This window comes from Aeribacillus sp. SP014 (assembly GCF_054055575.1).
The window spans coordinates 624,249-640,809 of record NZ_JBSRXI010000001.1 but is presented as its reverse complement, the minus strand read 5'-3'; the positions used below and the strand labels follow the sequence as shown (position 1 = coordinate 640,809).

General features: G+C 37.1%; 13 protein-coding genes, 3 pseudogenes and 1 other annotated feature. Of the genes and pseudogenes, 8 read left to right on the top strand and 8 right to left on the bottom strand.

Features of this window, described 5'->3' with window-relative positions; genetic code table 11:
- Positions 1-61: 61 nt before the first annotated feature.
- Together ACVIJU_RS03290 and ACVIJU_RS03285 are read left to right on the top strand one after the other, a co-directional pair.
- Positions 62-971: pseudogene (locus ACVIJU_RS03290) on the top strand (branched-chain amino acid ABC transporter permease).
- Positions 972-1,191: 220 nt separating this feature from the next.
- On the top strand, positions 1,192-1,488 hold the full coding sequence (locus ACVIJU_RS03285; RefSeq protein WP_456687958.1) for a hypothetical protein: 297 nt from the start codon (positions 1,192-1,194) through the stop codon (positions 1,486-1,488).
- Positions 1,489-1,789: 301 nt separating this feature from the next.
- On the opposite strand, the gene ACVIJU_RS03280 is transcribed toward ACVIJU_RS03285, so the two are convergent.
- Positions 1,790-2,029 (bottom strand): phospholipase, encoded by a 240-nt coding sequence (locus ACVIJU_RS03280; protein ID WP_117017427.1) that lies wholly within the window; start codon positions 2,027-2,029, stop codon positions 1,790-1,792.
- 432 nt (positions 2,030-2,461) lie between these two features.
- A complete protein-coding gene (locus ACVIJU_RS03275; protein ID WP_456687235.1) occupies positions 2,462-3,403 on the bottom strand; it encodes an Rpn family recombination-promoting nuclease/putative transposase in 942 nt (313 codons plus the stop codon).
- Between the two features lie 712 nt (positions 3,404-4,115).
- Positions 4,116-4,411 (top strand) — a binding site (T-box leader).
- A gap of 56 nt (positions 4,412-4,467) precedes the next feature.
- Between ACVIJU_RS03275 and ACVIJU_RS03270 the strand changes: the two genes are divergently transcribed.
- The 6 genes and pseudogenes from ACVIJU_RS03270 (at position 4,468) to ACVIJU_RS03245 (ending at position 10,359) form a co-directional block, all read left to right on the top strand.
- On the top strand, positions 4,468-5,337 hold the full coding sequence (locus ACVIJU_RS03270; protein ID WP_094244298.1) for an SAM hydrolase/SAM-dependent halogenase family protein: 870 nt from the start codon (positions 4,468-4,470) through the stop codon (positions 5,335-5,337).
- Between the two features lie 30 nt (positions 5,338-5,367).
- Complete coding sequence (locus tag ACVIJU_RS03265) at positions 5,368-5,922, top strand: ECF-type riboflavin transporter substrate-binding protein (protein WP_144597802.1); 555 nt, start codon at positions 5,368-5,370, stop codon at positions 5,920-5,922.
- A gap of 50 nt (positions 5,923-5,972) precedes the next feature.
- A pseudogene (locus tag ACVIJU_RS03260) lies at positions 5,973-6,455 on the top strand (ABC transporter ATP-binding protein); the annotation flags it as partial.
- Positions 6,456-6,609: 154 nt separating this feature from the next.
- Positions 6,610-8,220, top strand: coding sequence for an IS1634 family transposase (locus ACVIJU_RS03255; protein ID WP_456687234.1), 1,611 nt, complete (start codon positions 6,610-6,612; stop codon positions 8,218-8,220).
- A gap of 83 nt (positions 8,221-8,303) precedes the next feature.
- Positions 8,304-9,560 (top strand): annotated as a pseudogene (locus ACVIJU_RS03250) (ABC transporter ATP-binding protein); the annotation flags it as partial.
- A complete protein-coding gene (locus ACVIJU_RS03245; RefSeq protein ID WP_066249377.1) occupies positions 9,532-10,359 on the top strand; it encodes an energy-coupling factor transporter transmembrane component T family protein in 828 nt (275 codons plus the stop codon). The pseudogene ACVIJU_RS03250 and the gene ACVIJU_RS03245, both read left to right, overlap by 29 nt.
- Before the next feature lie 534 nt (positions 10,360-10,893).
- Here the strand turns inward: ACVIJU_RS03245 and rfbD are convergent.
- From rfbD to ACVIJU_RS03215, 6 genes are read right to left on the bottom strand one after another with little or no spacing between them, the layout of a single operon-like run.
- Positions 10,894-11,730, bottom strand: coding sequence for a dTDP-4-dehydrorhamnose reductase (gene rfbD / locus ACVIJU_RS03240; RefSeq protein WP_456687233.1), 837 nt, complete (start codon positions 11,728-11,730; stop codon positions 10,894-10,896).
- Positions 11,727-12,740 carry a dTDP-glucose 4,6-dehydratase gene (gene rfbB, locus ACVIJU_RS03235; RefSeq protein WP_063388969.1) on the bottom strand — a complete coding sequence of 338 codons (1,014 nt, stop codon included), beginning with the start codon at positions 12,738-12,740 and terminating at the stop codon, positions 11,727-11,729. The genes rfbD and rfbB overlap by 4 nt, the downstream gene beginning before the upstream one ends.
- Positions 12,740-13,300: a dTDP-4-dehydrorhamnose 3,5-epimerase gene (gene rfbC / locus ACVIJU_RS03230; RefSeq protein WP_063388970.1), complete on the bottom strand. Its 561-nt coding sequence runs from the start codon at positions 13,298-13,300 to the stop codon at positions 12,740-12,742. Before rfbC ends, rfbB begins: the two co-directional genes overlap by 1 nt.
- Positions 13,301-13,318: 18 nt before the next feature.
- Positions 13,319-14,206, bottom strand: a complete 888-nt coding sequence (gene rfbA / locus ACVIJU_RS03225; RefSeq protein WP_456687232.1) for a glucose-1-phosphate thymidylyltransferase RfbA — start codon at positions 14,204-14,206, stop codon at positions 13,319-13,321.
- A 13-nt stretch (positions 14,207-14,219) separates the two neighbouring features.
- Positions 14,220-15,377 carry a beta 1-4 rhamnosyltransferase Cps2T gene (gene cps2T, locus ACVIJU_RS03220; protein WP_063388972.1) on the bottom strand — a complete coding sequence of 386 codons (1,158 nt, stop codon included), beginning with the start codon at positions 15,375-15,377 and terminating at the stop codon, positions 14,220-14,222.
- 2 nt (positions 15,378-15,379) lie between these two features.
- Complete coding sequence (locus ACVIJU_RS03215) at positions 15,380-16,549, bottom strand: oligosaccharide flippase family protein (protein WP_235600484.1); 1,170 nt, start codon at positions 16,547-16,549, stop codon at positions 15,380-15,382.
- Between the last annotated feature and the right edge of the window lie 12 nt (positions 16,550-16,561).

Below are 16,561 nucleotides of genomic sequence, written 5' to 3'. Positions count from 1 at the left end.
TGCCGGCATAATCGCAATTCTTTTCTTAAGCATATTCCCTTTCGTCAATGATTCCCGTAGCATGCTCATTTTATTTACGCAAATCTTTATCTTTGCTATTTTTGCGATGAGTTATGATATTCTTTTAGGTTATACCGGTATCGTTTCCTTTGGTCATTGTCTATTCTTTGGCATCGGGGCTTATAGCACGGCGATTATACTGAATGCCAATGATAATACAATAGGATTTTTCCTTCTCGGCATCGCTATTGCTGTTATTGCAGCTGTGTTAATCAGCTTCTTAATCGGAATGCTGTCGTTAAGGCTGCAAAGTCATTTTTATGCCATGCTTACCTTGGGATTTTCTGAATTATTTCTTATTATTGCAGAAAAATGGAGATCGATGACGCAGGGGGGTGACGGATTTACCTTCCAGGTGCCGGAATTTTTGAGAGACCGGTTTACTTTTTACTTTTTTACATTAATCAGCCTTGTTCTTATCTATATTTTGCTTCGTACTTTCACTTATTCATCTGTTGGAAAAGTATTAAAAGCGATTTCGCAAAATCAAAAGCGAACAGAAGCCCTTGGCTTTAAAGTTCTTCATTATAAAATTATCGCAAGCGTCATAGCCGGGGTGGTGGCCGCATACAGCGGAGCTTTATATGCAGTGACCCTTCGCTTTGTGGATCCGTCGGTCTTCTCCATTGAAACCACATTAGATGCGCTTCTTATGACAATGATCGGCGGCGTCGGTACTTTGTTTGGGCCAATTTTAGGCAGCGGAGCGGTTGAATTTATTCAGCACTATTTATCGGAGCTTGGGACCGAGTATTCGATTTTTGAACGATGGGCCGATTTTCTTAGGTCTCCTCTATATAATTGTTATTTTAGGTTTTCCTAAAGGCATTGTCGGCACTTTCAAAAGCACCGTTATAAAGCGAAAGGAAAACCGGAAAGAGAAGGAAGGATTATTAAAACATTCAGCATAAATCAGCAAATTATAAAGATTCCAGTATTTCAGGCGTCGCTGTTGCCAAAGCAAAATGATTGCTTAATGGCTGCATCCGGCGCCTTGGTCGCTGATCAAGGATGAAATTGAAAAAAGTAATGCTATTGTCTTAAATTTCGTTACGAAGTGTTTGATTTAGAAAACGGAGTACCGACCTATGCCTATGAATTAGAGATCAAGCTGTTCAGGATGGATATTTAGTGGATTATCGCACGATTGAAACAAAATTAAAATTTCCTGAAGAAGGTATACATTATGATGACTTATTGGATGAAGAAAAAGAACGGTTCGAAGAAACATTTGATGATGGAATTGGCGAAGATATTGACAGCGCTGCGCTAAATGAATGGTTATTTAAGATGAAAGCCTCGAAAATACGCGTGAATGGTGAAGAGCAAATCGTTCGTACAGAATTACAAGGTGAAGCAAATCTAGCATTTGAAGCACTTGCCACACAAGCGCCTCCTAGAGTATTAAAAAAAGACACGTGCCACTAACAAGTGTAGTGGTGCGTGTTGTGGGTAAAGTCCAAAACACCAGTATTTTCGGGCTTTTCTTTAGTGTACTCTGTCAAACTTTTAGATATAGTAATAAAGCTTGTAGACTGTCTAAGCAGAGACTTTGTCAACAAGCGAAAGTACTAGCTGATGTTTTGTATTTTTCAAGAACTGACTAAGATAATGATCCTAAATTCAAGGTCTTCCTCCTGTAATCCATTCAATTAAATATCCTATAAACATTAAAATACAAAATATTATAAACATGATAAGTTTATAAATCATTTAATTCCCCACTCTATTATTTTTTACAAGGTGCTATACTAAAGTAAGCTGCTACTGCTAAGGCAGCTCTTTTTTCGTCAGATTTCATAAATGGAAGAGCGGCAGTTATCCCAGCTACTAAAGCTTTATCACAGCCACAATTGAAATATCCTTTTACTTTATAGCAAAGATCATGTGTCATACATAAAGAATCTAATTTATCTTTTGGTACACCGCCACCATGTCCAGGTCCGCACCAGTTTCCCCAAACTGGCATACCTCTTAATATTTGAGATACAGATTGTGACTCTTTTTTATTTTCAATATGATTAATTAAATATATACGTTTTACCTACGGCCGAGTAGAAACAAAATCCATTCCCGAGGGAATTCGGCGATTTGCCCAATCGCTAGAGTCCATGATACCAACATGCTGAATGACCAGCATGGTTTCTATTGAATAATACCCGTAGCTCAAAAATTAGGGGATATAAAATAGCTCTTGCATGGAAAAGTCCTTTAAAGGGAAAGTGCGATCTTCAGTTTCATGCAAGAGCACTTTCATTTTTTTCGCCTACCGAGTGCTACATTTATTTTTCGATGGCGCAGCAAAGCCTTATTAGGCGGCAGGTGTTCTAACGTTTCCACTACTTCTTCGGATGAATAAGCCTAAACCACTGTCAAACGGCTTCGACAAATGACAGGCAATCTATTTCAACCACTTTCGCACTTCCTCTTCCGCAAGTCCAGTGAGATCGGCAATATCTTTCGCTGCCATTCCTTTCGCCGACATATGCCGGATCATGTTCTTCCGTTCTTCCTCCCGACCTTGCTTTAGCCCTTGTTTCAACCCTTGTTTTAATCCTTTTTCCAACCCTTCCTCCATCCCCGCACGCCGCTCGCCAAGAAGATTGGACAATTGATCCCGCAGCCATTTCAGCCGCATTTCATACGCGTAGCGATTTTCGGAACTGACGCTTAGCTTCTCCCACTCTTCCAATGCTTCGCGAATTTCTTGCTCGTTCATCGCCAACACCTCCAGTTCCTTGAGAATCGTCTCATCAATCTCTTGTTTCCGGGCATCCACCGCTGACAGCATCATCAACCAGGGCCACTCCGAAGATCGCTTCACATCACGTCTATATTTCTTCCATTTTACCATAAATTGTGATAAATCAATGGCGTGAAATTCAAGATGCGCGCTCCAAAGAAATTGTTCTTTATCTTCGCGGATATGAAAGATGGTGTGAAACCGATCGGTTTCATGCGGAAAGAGCGGGTAGTTGAGAATTGCAATCATAATGGTGGGAGGAAGTTCGCTGTACCCTTGGCCTTTGAAGAGCGACTGGGAAAAGAGCCTCGCCCAGTTATACAAAATCCGCTCCGGCATATCGTGCTGGTCAATGATTTGAATTTCCACGTTAATCCGCTCGCCTCGGTCGGTCCACACGAGCACGTCAAGCCGATTCATTTTCCCTTCTTCGAACTCTTTTGCCAGCTCTGTGTTATCAAACTGCACATCGATGATACGATCATGGCCTGTCCGATGCAAAACCGCATTCAAAAAAGCGATTGTAAGCTGCTTTCGGCTCGGATGGCCGAACAATTGTTTAAACATAAAGTCCAATTTTAAATCGAGGTATTCCTTCATAACGGGAATCATCCTTTCGAGGAGAATTTTTGGGGAGAGTAGAGGTTTATCTAAAGAAAAGCAGAAGTTATTTACATATTTTCCAGATAAAAGAAAACGCATCACCTTCCAAAACGCACTGCTTGACAAATCTCAACCAGCAGCCGTTTTAATGAAAACTTTGCCACCATATACATTCAGAACGTATGTTCTTATAATGTTATTGTAATACACCTTATCTTATCTTTCAATCACCAATGATTCGACAAATTTTGAACAGAGCCAAAAACTATACCAAGTTCCTCCTTGCTTGGAAATTGATCCTAGTTGTCTTCCAAAAAACAGGAACATGAGTAATCCTTCCTCATTTTTCTTAGGTTACCATTTTAATTAGCAAAGTACCGGTGTGTTTAATCCTGCCGTGGTGACCGTTGGGAAAGGGGATAACCGTCAGTATACCGAAGCATATCTGCGTTTTTGAGCCCACTACGGGTGAAGTACAGCCGTGCAAAAGGTTGTTCACTAACCGAACCAAGTTTGTTCCACATACGCACAAACATATTTCATTCGACCTAAATCTTTTCCACATCAGACCTAAAAAAGTTCCACATCAAGCCTAATATCCAGCACTCCGCACCAAATCCCCGCCACATTCCATACTTTTCGTATTCCAACGCTTGACATGTTCGCGGCGGTGATTATAATTAATTAAAAAATTGTTAATAATTTTCTTACAATAACTATGAAGAGGAAAAGTAAGGTTCAGTTATTTTTCACAGAGAGCTTCGGTAGCTGAGAAGAAGCAAAAATACGAACCCGAACAATGGCCTCTGAGTTGCGTGCTGAAAGTATTATTTTCGTGTTTTATCCCAACAAAGCACGAAGGTACAAGTAGGTTCCGCCGAGTTTGGTACTCGTTACAAATACCACAGTATGAAGGGATTAAGCCCGTAGTACTGGCAGAGGCTGTTTTGTGCGAGCAAACAGTGAAGTAAGGTGGTACCACGTGAGCAAAACCACGTCCTTATCTATATAGATAAAGACGTGGTTTTTTTTATAAAACAACAATGTATGGGGGAAAATTTATGAATCGTTTTTTAGTTATTCAAACTGATTTTGGATTAAGCGATGGAGCTGTCAGTGCAATGTATGGAGTCGCTTTGAATGTTAATCCCAGCCTGAGGATTTTTGATTTGACCCACGATATTCCCCAATATAATATTTGGGAAGCGTCTTATAGGCTGTACCAAACGATATCGTATTGGCCAAAGGAGACGGTATTTATTTCTGTTGTTGATCCGGGTGTCGGTTCAGAACGGAGAAGCATTGTTGTGAAGACAAAATCAAACCAATATATTGTGACACCCGACAATGGAACGATCACACATATAAAGAAGTATATTGGGATCGAAGAAGCAAGGCTGATCGATGAAAAGGTAAACCGGCTGCCAAATTCCGGGCATTCTTATACCTTCCATGGACGTGATATTTACGCTTATACCGGCGCACGGCTTGCATCCGAAGTGATTACGTTTGAACAGGTGGGGCCGGAAATTCCAATCGATTCGCTAATTGAACTGCCGGTTTTAGAAGCCTATATTCAAAATGGTGCGATTAAAGGGAATATTGATATACTTGATGTCCGCTTTGGAAACTTATGGACCAATATTGATCGCAGCTTGTTTCAGAAGTTAGACGTAGATTACGGAGATTCTTTTGAAGTAACGATTGAAAATGAAACAAGACAAGTATATAAAAATATTATGACGTTTGGCAGATCATTTGCGGATAGTCATTTGGGCGAGCCTTTGCTTTACGTCAATTCGCTCGACAAAATCGGTGTGGCAATCAATCAAGGATCATTTGCGAAGGCCTACCATATTGAAGCAGGTGCCAAATGGAAAATCACTATCTGCAAAGTACCGAATTTCGTATATAATGGAAATTCAATATAATCATAAAAATAAAAAAAGGAGAGGAATTTCATGAAAGAAAACAATCTATCGATCAAAACAATCGTAGCAATTGGAATTGGAGCAGCTGTCTTTGTTATTCTGGGAAGATTTGCGTCCATTCCAACAGGGATACCAAATTCCAATATTGAAACAACTTATGCATTTTTAGCACTTATGTCAATTATTTTTGGGCCAGTCGCAGGCGGTTTAATCGGACTTATCGGTCATGCGTTAAAAGACTTAATATTTTATGGATCTATTTGGTGGAGTTGGGTTGTTGTCAGCTTGCTTGTCGGATTTTTAATTGGTCTGGCTTCCAAAAGCATCGATATCGAATCTGGTGAATTCGGCACTAAAAAAATTATTACATTTAATATTGTTCAGGTGATTGTTCAAGCAATCGGCTGGTTCCTTGTCGCACCTTCTCTTGATATACTGATTTATGCTGAGCCAGCAAATAAAGTCTTCCTGCAAGGATTAGTTGTTGGAATTTCCAATATGGTAACAGTTGCCGTCATTGGAACACTTCTTCTTTTACTCTATGCAAAAACACGCAGTCAAAAAGGAAGTCTTGATAAAGAATAAAAGCACATTGTGAGTTTTGACAACATATTTACTTACAGGAGCTTTTACGAATGAGAAAACGAGTGATTGAATTTCATAATTTTAGCTTTAAGTATTATAGCCAAAAAAATCCAACATTAAAAAATATTCATTTAAACATTTACGAAGGGGAAAAAGTTTTAATCGTTGGGCCTTCAGGATCTGGGAAGAGCACCATTGGCCACTGCATCAATGGTCTAATCCCCTTCTCTTATAAAGGAGAAATGACCGGAAGTTTAAAAGTAATGGGTCAGGAAACAAAGGAGTTAGATATTTTTGCTTTATCAAAAATGGTTGGTACTGTTTTACAGGATCCTGATGGCCAGTTTATAGGATTAACTGTTGGTGAAGACATAGCTTTTGCACTGGAGAATGATTGCACTCCGCAAAAGGAAATGTTCGAGATCGTAAAAGATGCTTCCAAAATGGTCGAAATGGATGATTATTTGCCTGCCTCTGTCCATCATTTGTCAGGCGGGCAAAAGCAGAGGGTTTCCCTCGCTGGTGTAATGCTCAAGTTTGACACCATTTCACTACATGTGGATAACTAAAGGTGATTATACCAATAGTTATCCACTTTTTTTATCGAAAATATAATCATTGTGTAGTGTTATGTGGATAACTTTTGTATATCCAATAATATGTAATATATGTTATACTATTAGTGCTATGTATATTCGAATTAATAAGCAAAAAAATAAAAATGGTTCTGTTCGTCAATATCTACAAATATGTCGTACATTTCGCGTAGACAATAAAGTTCGGCAACAAACGCTTTGTAATCTAGGGAGGTTAGAACATTTATTAGAGAATGGCTCTGTCGATAACATAATCGAGGGATTAGCCAAATTTTCAGAGCGTTACTTTGACCGAATTCACGGGCAAGGCTCTTCCTCTTCTGTCTCCGTGCTTTGGACAAAAGAGTTTGGGCCGGTTTATCTGTTCCGAAAGGTATGGGAAAAGTTAGGGCTTGGTCGGCTATTACGTAAAATCATGGATGATTCCGAGGCTGCTTCTCAGTATGACGAAGCCATTTTTGCCATGGTGTTAAACCGTCTCATGGATCCCAATAGTAAGCATTATATCTTCAAACAATGGATCGACACGATTTATGCAGAAGGTCTTTCAGACATTCAACTCCATCACTACTATCGTGCATTAGACTTCTTAAGTGAACAAAAAGAAAAAATTGAGGAACAACTTTATGGACATTTAACCGATTTAACCTCATTAGAAGTAGATATCGTGTTTTACGACACGACAAGCACCTATTTCGAAGGAGAGGAAGCAGACGAACTGCTGGCTCACTATGGTTACTCCAAAGATCATCGTGGAGATCGAAAACAAGTCGTGATTGGCTTATTAATGACCAAAACAGGGATTCCGATTGGGCATCAAGTCTTCCCTGGAAACATGCATGATACGAAGACATTTGGCATGGTGGTTGGAGATCTGAAGAAGCGCTATCCTATTCAGAAAGTCATTCTAGTGGGAGACCGCGGAATGGTTAGTGAAGCCAACTTAGATCAAATTCGTGAACTGGGCATGGAATATATTGTGGGTGTCAAATTACGAAAGTCGAAGAAAGCCCAAGAGCTATTATCCATCCGTGGGCCATATAAGAAGGTTCTCCCGAATCTAAAAGTGAAGTCAAAGAAAATCGATGGCGAAACGTATGTACTCTGTTACAATCCGGACGCTGAAGAACGTGATCGAGCGAGTCGTCAAGTCGTGTTAGAAAACCTTCAATCGAAGCTTGATGAACTCGGTCCATCTGGACTCGTCAAAAACCGTGCGTATTCCAAGTTTTTAACGATAGAAAAAGCATCGGCCAAAATTGATGAAGAGAAGGTATCCAATGACGAAAAGTTTGACGGAAAGTACGCCATTCGGACCAACTCGTCATTAACGGATGAAGAGGCAGCACTTGCCTATAAAGAGTTGTGGAGAGTGGAACAAGCCTTTCGTAACCTGAAGTCGAATCTAGAACTTCGCCCGATGTACCATCGAGTGGAATCTCGTATTCGAGGCCATATCATGGTTTGTTTCCTTGCGCTTGTCATGGAATCCTTTTTGGCCTATAAGCTAAAAGAAATAGGATGCCAAACAAGTGTAAAGGATATTTTGCATGATGTAAGCCAGATGAAGACCTCGAAAATACGCGTGAATGGTGAAGAGCAAATCGTTCGCACAGAATTACAAGGTCAAGCAAATCTAGCATTTGAAGCACTTGTCACACAAGCGCCTCCTAGAGTATTAGAAAAAAACACGTGCCACTAACAAGTGTAGTGGTACGTGTTGTGGGTAAAGTCCAAAACACCAGTATTTTCGGGCTTTTCTTTAGTGTACTCTGTCAAACTTGAGTAATGGTTGACAAAGTGGATATCCTGTTGTTTGATGAACCGCTCGCAAACCTTGACCCCGCTACTGGAAAGTATGCAATGGCTTTAATCGACAAAATCCAAAAAGAAACGAATACAACCGTTGTCATTATTGAACACCGTTTAGAAGATGTTTTATATCGCCATGTCGATCGCATTATTGTGGTCAATGACGGCTCAATAGTAGCTGATATGAGCCCTGACCAGCTTTTAACAACTAACATTTTAGAAGAGACGAATATACGGGAGCCGTTATATATTAAAGCGGTCAAATATGCCTGTTGCAAGCTAACTGAGGATATGCATCCTGCTGATTTCAATCAGTTTAAAGCGGATTTATGCCGAAAAAACTTGTTGGAATGGTTTGAAGATTCAAATCCAAAAACGCCAAGTAAAGATGGAAAACCAATTTTAGAGCTGAAAAATATTTCGTTTAGCTATTCACCAGGTCACGAAACGATAAAGGATGTTTCTTTTTCAATTAACAAAGGGGAAATGGTGAGCATTGTTGGAAAAAATGGAGCAGGGAAATCTACAATTACAAAATTAATTTGTGGATTTGAAAAGCCTTCTTCAGGGAGCATATTGTTTAACGGCAAGGATATAACAAACGAAACGATTAAAGAACGCTCGTTAAAAATCGGCATGGTCATGCAAAATCCAAATCATATGATTTCAAAGCATATGATTTTTGACGAAGTAGCCTTAGGCTTAAAGGTTCGCGGAGTAGCGGAAGCTGAAATAAAAGAACGCGTCGACAATACATTAAAAATTTGCGGGCTATACCCATTTCGGAATTGGCCGATTTCAGCATTAAGCTTTGGTCAAAAAAAGCGGGTTACGATTGCTTCCATTTTAGTGTTAGAACCAGAAATCATTATTTTGGACGAGCCAACTGCCGGACAAGATTTTCGCCATTATACTGACATTATGGAGTTTCTTGTTCAATTAAATCGGCAAGGCGTCACGATTATGATGATTACTCATGATATGCATTTAATGCTGGAGTATACAGAAAGAGCGATTGTATTTGCAGAAGGCAGGAAAATTGCCGATGACTCAGCTGTCAATGTCCTTTCTGATATTGACATCATCGAACAGGCAAATTTAAAGGAAACGTCTCTTTATAATCTGGCATTAAAAACAGGAATACCAGAACCGAGGAAGTTTGTGGAACGTTTCATAGAATATGATCGGGAGGTAAGGCAGGTTGGCAGCCGAGATGCTATCTTATATTGACCGAAAATCTCCTGTTCATCAGTTGACAGGTGTAACAAAGCTAATATGCTTTATCTTATGGTCGACTGCAGCTATGCTGACATACGACACTCGTATTCTACTATTTTTATTTTTAATTAGTATTCTCATTTTTATTATTTCAAAAATTAAACTTGAAGAGATATTGTTTGTTCTTGTATTTATTTTAGTATTTCTTTTCATAAACAATGTTGCCATTTATGTCTTTTCACCGCAAGAAGGAGTAAAAATTTACGGCTCCAGCCATGTGTTATTTGAAATATCAGGAAGGTATAACGTCACATTGGAACAACTTTTTTACCAATTGAATATTACGTTAAAATATTTCACAGTGATCCCAGCGGCTTTGCTTTTTATTGTGACGACTCATCCGAGCGAATTCGCGGCTTCCCTCAATCGCATCGGTGTGAGTTATCGAATTTCGTATGCTGTTTCTTTGGCATTAAGATATATACCGGACGTACAGCGGGATTTTCGGAATATAGCACGCGCCCAACAAGCTAGAGGCCTTGACATGTCCCGCAAAGAAAAACTTCCTAAACGGATCAAAAATGCTGCCTCCATCCTTGCACCGCTCATTTTATCAAGCCTAAACAAAATTGACACCATCAGCAACGCAATGGAACTGCGCGGCTTTGGCAAAAACAAAAAACGCACATGGTATAGTGCAAGACCTTTCCAAAAAAGTGACTACTTTGCAATCGCTCTGTTTAGTATTCTGTTCATTGTCACCTTAATCATCACATTCCATGATGGAAGCCGGTTTTATAATCCGTTTTAAGTATTTCACTTAGACAGTTGCTGATCAATCAAGCCATTTGTAATCAGTTGCAAAAATTGGTTATTTGCCAGCACCACACGGGGGACGCTCAAAGCAATACAACGATTTACAGAATTATTGAGACAGTAAAAGAGAGTGGCTTAAATCCAATGCCTATCTTTTTGGGAAACTACCAGACATGGACACCAAGATTGAAATCCCTTGGTTCAATGATATTTTGGTCATCAACGATCCCATTAGTCCGTTGAGTAACGTAAAAAGAATGACTTAAATCATAACTTAATCCCCATCTACTTGTAGGTGGGGATTATTTGACGCTTACGAAAAATGACTCTTTATAAGGGTCGATTACCAAAGACCAAATGGCTTAAAATTTATGGATTTCCGCAATAAAATTCTGCTTGTAAAGGGCATCCCTTGTCAAGAACATGAACAATGGTTAACTCTTTGAGTAAGTATAGATGGACACTTACTTTTTATGCGCATCATTAGAAATTAATAAGAGTGCTCTAAAGAAACGCATTCTATATATTTTTAATTTTTAAAATAATCTATTAGTGCCTTTTTCCAATCTCTCATATTATTAAATCCATTTAATCTTAACGCCATATGATCGAACACCGAATAAGACGGTCTTGGAGCAGGTCTAGGATAGTCCTTTGTTGTACATGGATTTACTTTAACATTTACTCCTGCTTCTTCAAAAATAGCTTTCGCAAATTCATACCAAGAACATTGGCCTGTATTTGAAACATGGTAAATCCCATATTTTTCAGTTTGAATTAAGTCTAATATGCAGTTTGCTAGATCAACCGTATATGTTGGACAACCGACTTGATCATTAACGACCATTAACTCATCCCGTTCTTTAGCTAGTTTTAGCATTGTTTTAACAAAGTTATTTCCATGCTTTCCAAACACCCAAGAAGTGCGAACAATAAAAAATTTAGAGTGCAAATCACGGACAAATTGTTCACCTGCCAATTTGCTTTTTCCATATACATTTTGTGGGTTTGTCGAAGCAAATTCATTATAAGGTGTAGTAGTTGTTCCATCAAAGACATAATCCGTGCTTATATAGACAAGTTTAGCCCCCACCGCTTCCGATACGACTGCAACATTTCTCGTCCCATATGAATTAATTAAAAATGCTTGATCTGGCTTAGATTCTGCTAGGTCAACTTTTGTATAGGCAGCAGCATGAATAACTACATCTGGATGGATCTCACGAATAACTCTTTTAACTTGATCAAAATTGGTAATATCTAATTCTTCCTTCCCGTACCCATAAACTTCATAACCACGGTCTGAAAGCAAAAGTACTAGATCAGTCCCAAGCTGTCCTTTTGCACCAGTCACCAACACTTTCATGATCTGTCACCATACTGTTTTTGATAGTAATTCATATATTCACCGGATTTAATATTTTTCCACCATTCTTGGTTGTCAATATACCATTGGATCGTTTCAAGGATACCTGTTTCAAATGTATATTGGGGCTTCCAACCAAGTTCTGTCATAATCTTTGTTGGATCAATCGCATAACGGCGGTCATGTCCCGGACGATCGGCAACATATTTAATTAAATCTTTTGATACACCAAGCTTTTCAACAATTAAATAAACAATTTCATTATTTGTTCGCTCATTATGACCCCCGATATTGTATACTTCCCCCGGTCTTCCTTTATGAATGACTAAATCAATCGCCGCACAATGGTCTTTCACATGCAGCCAGTCGCGAATATTTTGGCCGTCACCGTAAATCGGAAGCTCTTTTCCTTCCAACGCGTTCGTGATCATTAACGGAATGAGTTTTTCAGGGAAGTGATACGGCCCATAGTTATTGGAACATCTCGTAATGTTCGCATTGAGACCGTACGTTTCATGATACACTCTTACAAGCAAATCTCCGCCAGCTTTGCTTGCCGAATAAGGGCTATTTGGCGCTAATGGTGTTTGTTCTGTAAAATATCCCGTTTCTCCAAGCGTTCCGTACACTTCATCTGTTGAAATTTGTACATATTTTTTAATATTATTGGCTTTCGCCACATCTAATAACGCTTGCGTGCCTAATACATTTGTTTTCACGAAAATATCAGGATCTGTAATACTGCGGTCGACATGAGATTCAGCAGCAAAGTTGATAATTACATCAATTTCATGAGTTTTCACAAGATAATCTACTAACTCACGGTTATTAATATTACCTTTTACAAAAGTATAGTTAGGATGATTTTCAACATCTTTTAAGTTTTCAAGATTACCAGCATAGGTTAATAAATCATAATTGACTACTTTATAATTTGAATATTTCTCAAGCATATAACGAACAAAATTACTTCCAATAAAACCTGCTCCACCTGTAACTAAAAGATTCATTACTGTCTCTCCCATTCAAAGTTGATTTCGGCATTTTTTAATAATGGATGTTTTGTATCTTTATCAGATAAAATTGGATTCCCTGTCGGCCAATCAATCCCTAACACCGGATCATTCCAAAGAATGCCGCGATCCTGTTCGGGTGCATAATATTCATCCACTTTGTATTGTACTTCTGTATTTTCTACTAATGTACAAAATCCATGGGCAAAACCTTTAGGCACAAGTAGCTGTCTTTTGTTATCTTCAGTTAATATAAAACCTTGCCATTTTCCAAATGTTGGTGAACCTTTACGAATATCAACAACTACATCGTAAATCGCTCCTCGAGTAACGCGAACTAATTTCGTTTGCGCTTTAGGATTTAACTGATAATGAAGTCCGCGTATCGTCCCTGCTTGCTGTGACAACGAATGATTATCTTGAATAAAATCAAAATCAATTCCATATTCCGAAAAAATCTTTTTATTATAGCTTTCCATAAAAAAACCCCGATGGTCGCCGAACACTTTTGGTTCAATTAACAACACACCGGGTAATGAAGTCTCGGTCACTTTCATTATAAACACCCCATCATTTTATAAATAGATTGGTCGTCTTTTCTGGTTTGCAATATCAATTAAATATTGACCGTACTGATTTTTCTTTAACGGCTCAGCTAGCTTTAATAATTGCTCTCTATCAATATACCCTTTCAAATAAGCTATTTCTTCAAGACAAGCAATCTTTAAACTCTGACGTTTTTCAATAGTTTCAATAAATTGTGATGCTTCCAGAAGTGACTCATGAGTACCAGAGTCTAACCATGAAAAACCGCGACCCAAAATTTCAACATGCAACTCACCAAGCTCCAAATATTTTTTATTCACATCTGTAATCTCTAATTCTCCTCGTGCAGATGGTTTAATACTTTTCGCAATTTCAACAACACGATTATCATAAAAATACAAGCCTGTTACTGCATAATTAGACTTAGGATTCTTTGGTTTTTCTTCAATAGAAATGACTTTTCCATTTTCATCGAACTCAACAACTCCAAAACGTTCTGGGTCATTGACATAATAGCCAAAAATAGTCGCACCTGTTTTACGCTCAACCGCTCTCTGCAACAACTGAGTTAAACCGTGCCCATAGAACAGATTGTCTCCTAAAATAAGTGCGACATTATCATCACCGATAAACTCTTCACCAATAATAAATGCCTGTGCCAAACCATCCGGAGAAGGCTGCACAGTGTAAGATAAGGAGATTCCTAAATGTGAACCGTCTCCTAATAGCTCTGCAAACCTAGGAGTATCATTAGGAGTGGAAATAATTAAAATATCACGAATACCAGCCAACATCAAAACAGATAACGGATAATAGATCATTGGCTTATCATAAACAGGCAATAATTGTTTAGATACTGCTTTTGTTAAAGGATAAAGGCGAGTGCCGCTTCCGCCGGCTAAAATGATGCCTTTCATTATTAACAGCCCCTTAATTGCTATTTAAGAATAATTGTTCATAGTCGCTAACAATTTTCTCCCAGGAATACTCGCTAATAATGCGATTTTTTGCTTTTGTCCCTAATAATTCTATTTGTCCTTGGTCGTATTGATCAGTAGTATTAATTAACTCACTTAACGACCCTTTTTCTTTTGTAAAGTATACTGCCCCATCATCTCCAACTTCTTTATTAAAAATAACATCTAATAATAAATTGATTTTAGTTGATGCTAAGGCTTCCAAAAGGGATGGATTTGTGCCTCCAACTTCATGACCGTGTAAATATCCGTAAGCTTGTTCACGAATTTTCTTTAAAAGCTCTTGGTCATATACAGTTCCAACAAATTTAATACGAGGATCACGATCAAATTTAGTTCGTTCAAGCAATTGTTGATAAAAAGCATTTTGTTCGACATTTGAAATAATCACTAAGTCTTTTTTAGTGTTAGATGCCATAAATTCCCGAATCATTAATTCATAATTATTTTCAGGAACAAAACGACCGACAATTAAATAATATTCAAACGGCTTTACCTGATGCTGACGATACCATTCAACAAGTTTTGAATCATTATCCGCAAGTGAAGATTCCTTCACATCCGCTCCATAAGCAATAAACGTTGTTTTAGGACGATAGTGTCTATATTCATCTTGAATGTATGACTCAATTCCACGCGAATCGCACACTAATAAATCTGCATGTTTTACCATTAACCCCTCGGAAAACTTCCAATATCGTTTAATCAAATAATTCCATTTACTTCGTTTCCATTCATGACCATCAGGATTTACAAACACCTTTACCTCCATTTTTTCTAGCTGTTTCTTATAAAAAGCAAAAAATGGACCAATTCGACAAGCCAAAATATAAACAATGCTGTTAGTTAGATTTTTTTCTCTAATATATCGTATACATTCTCTTAAACTCATTAAATCATAAAGAACCGCTTTTGCACTTCCCACATCAGGAACTTTTATATTAAAACATCTAACATTGTTATAAAAAAATTCTTTGTTATTTTCCCCTAAACATGAAACATGGTAAGTGATGTCCTCACTTACCTTTCTCTTCGTTAAATATTCTACAAACGTTTCAAAACCACCGTATTTAGCAGGGATGCCTTTTGAACCGATTATAAAAATATTCATTTTTAAACAACCCTTCTAGAATAATATAATCTTATAATTAATAATGTAATGTTAGCCATTAACATAGATATACTAGCTCCTAAATATGAATATTGTGGTATTAATATAAAGTTACAAATCACTGAAACGACTGATGCTGAAATGGTACTTTTTAATATAAACTGATCGTTGTTTGTTGCATATAGTTGATAATGAAACACTAAAGATATATTCAACAATATAAAATTAAATATTTGGATAACAACCATTAACATTATTACATTTGATAATTCAAATTTTAACAGATGGTTCATTAATAATAACCCAATTAAAACTAAAATAATGGAACAGAATGAAAAAATTGTTGTCTGAAATAGTAATTTTTTTAAGATTCGTCTAAATAATTTTTTTAACCCTTTTTGATAAGCAATTATCAATTTCGGATAAAGAAAACTAATAACTGAAGTAAATACAAAAATATTTATTATACTTGTTATACTATAGTATAGTGTGTAAATTCCGACATCTTCATTCCCATGAAAAACTTTAATCAAATATCTATCAAGAAACTCTAATATTTTTAATGCAATCGTTGACAAAAAAAAAGGAAAAGATATTTTAATACCATAAATTATCCTATTTAAAGAAAATTTATATTCATATTTAAACTTAATTGTATTATGTAGCATTATAAAGCCTAAAATTACACTTATAATAACAAATGATAACCATAGTAAAAAAAGATTTGTTAAATTCGGTGAAAGGAAACCAGAAAATAAAACTATAGCAATATATATCCAAAGACCATTTCGAATAAAAAATATAATATTCGCAACCGTTACTTTCTTTAGGATTATAAATATTCTATAAAGTTCTTGAGAAAAATGTTCAAATAATAGTATTAAATAAAAATAAAAAATAAATTTGTAGGGAATAACTTTCAATAAAAATAATGTCCAGAATAGAGGTATTGAAATAATAAATATAAAAATATAAAAAATAAATTGATCAGTAAGGGTTTCAAACTCTTTATTTTTATCAGTAATCAATCTCCTGTTACTATAACAATAAAAGTCAAGCCCTAGCAAAAATATACCCACATTTATACTTGTATAGAATAAGTTATAAATCCCTACCTGTTCTAAATTGAAAAATTTTGCAAGATAAAAAACAATCAAAAATTTTGCAAACAACGAAAAAATCCT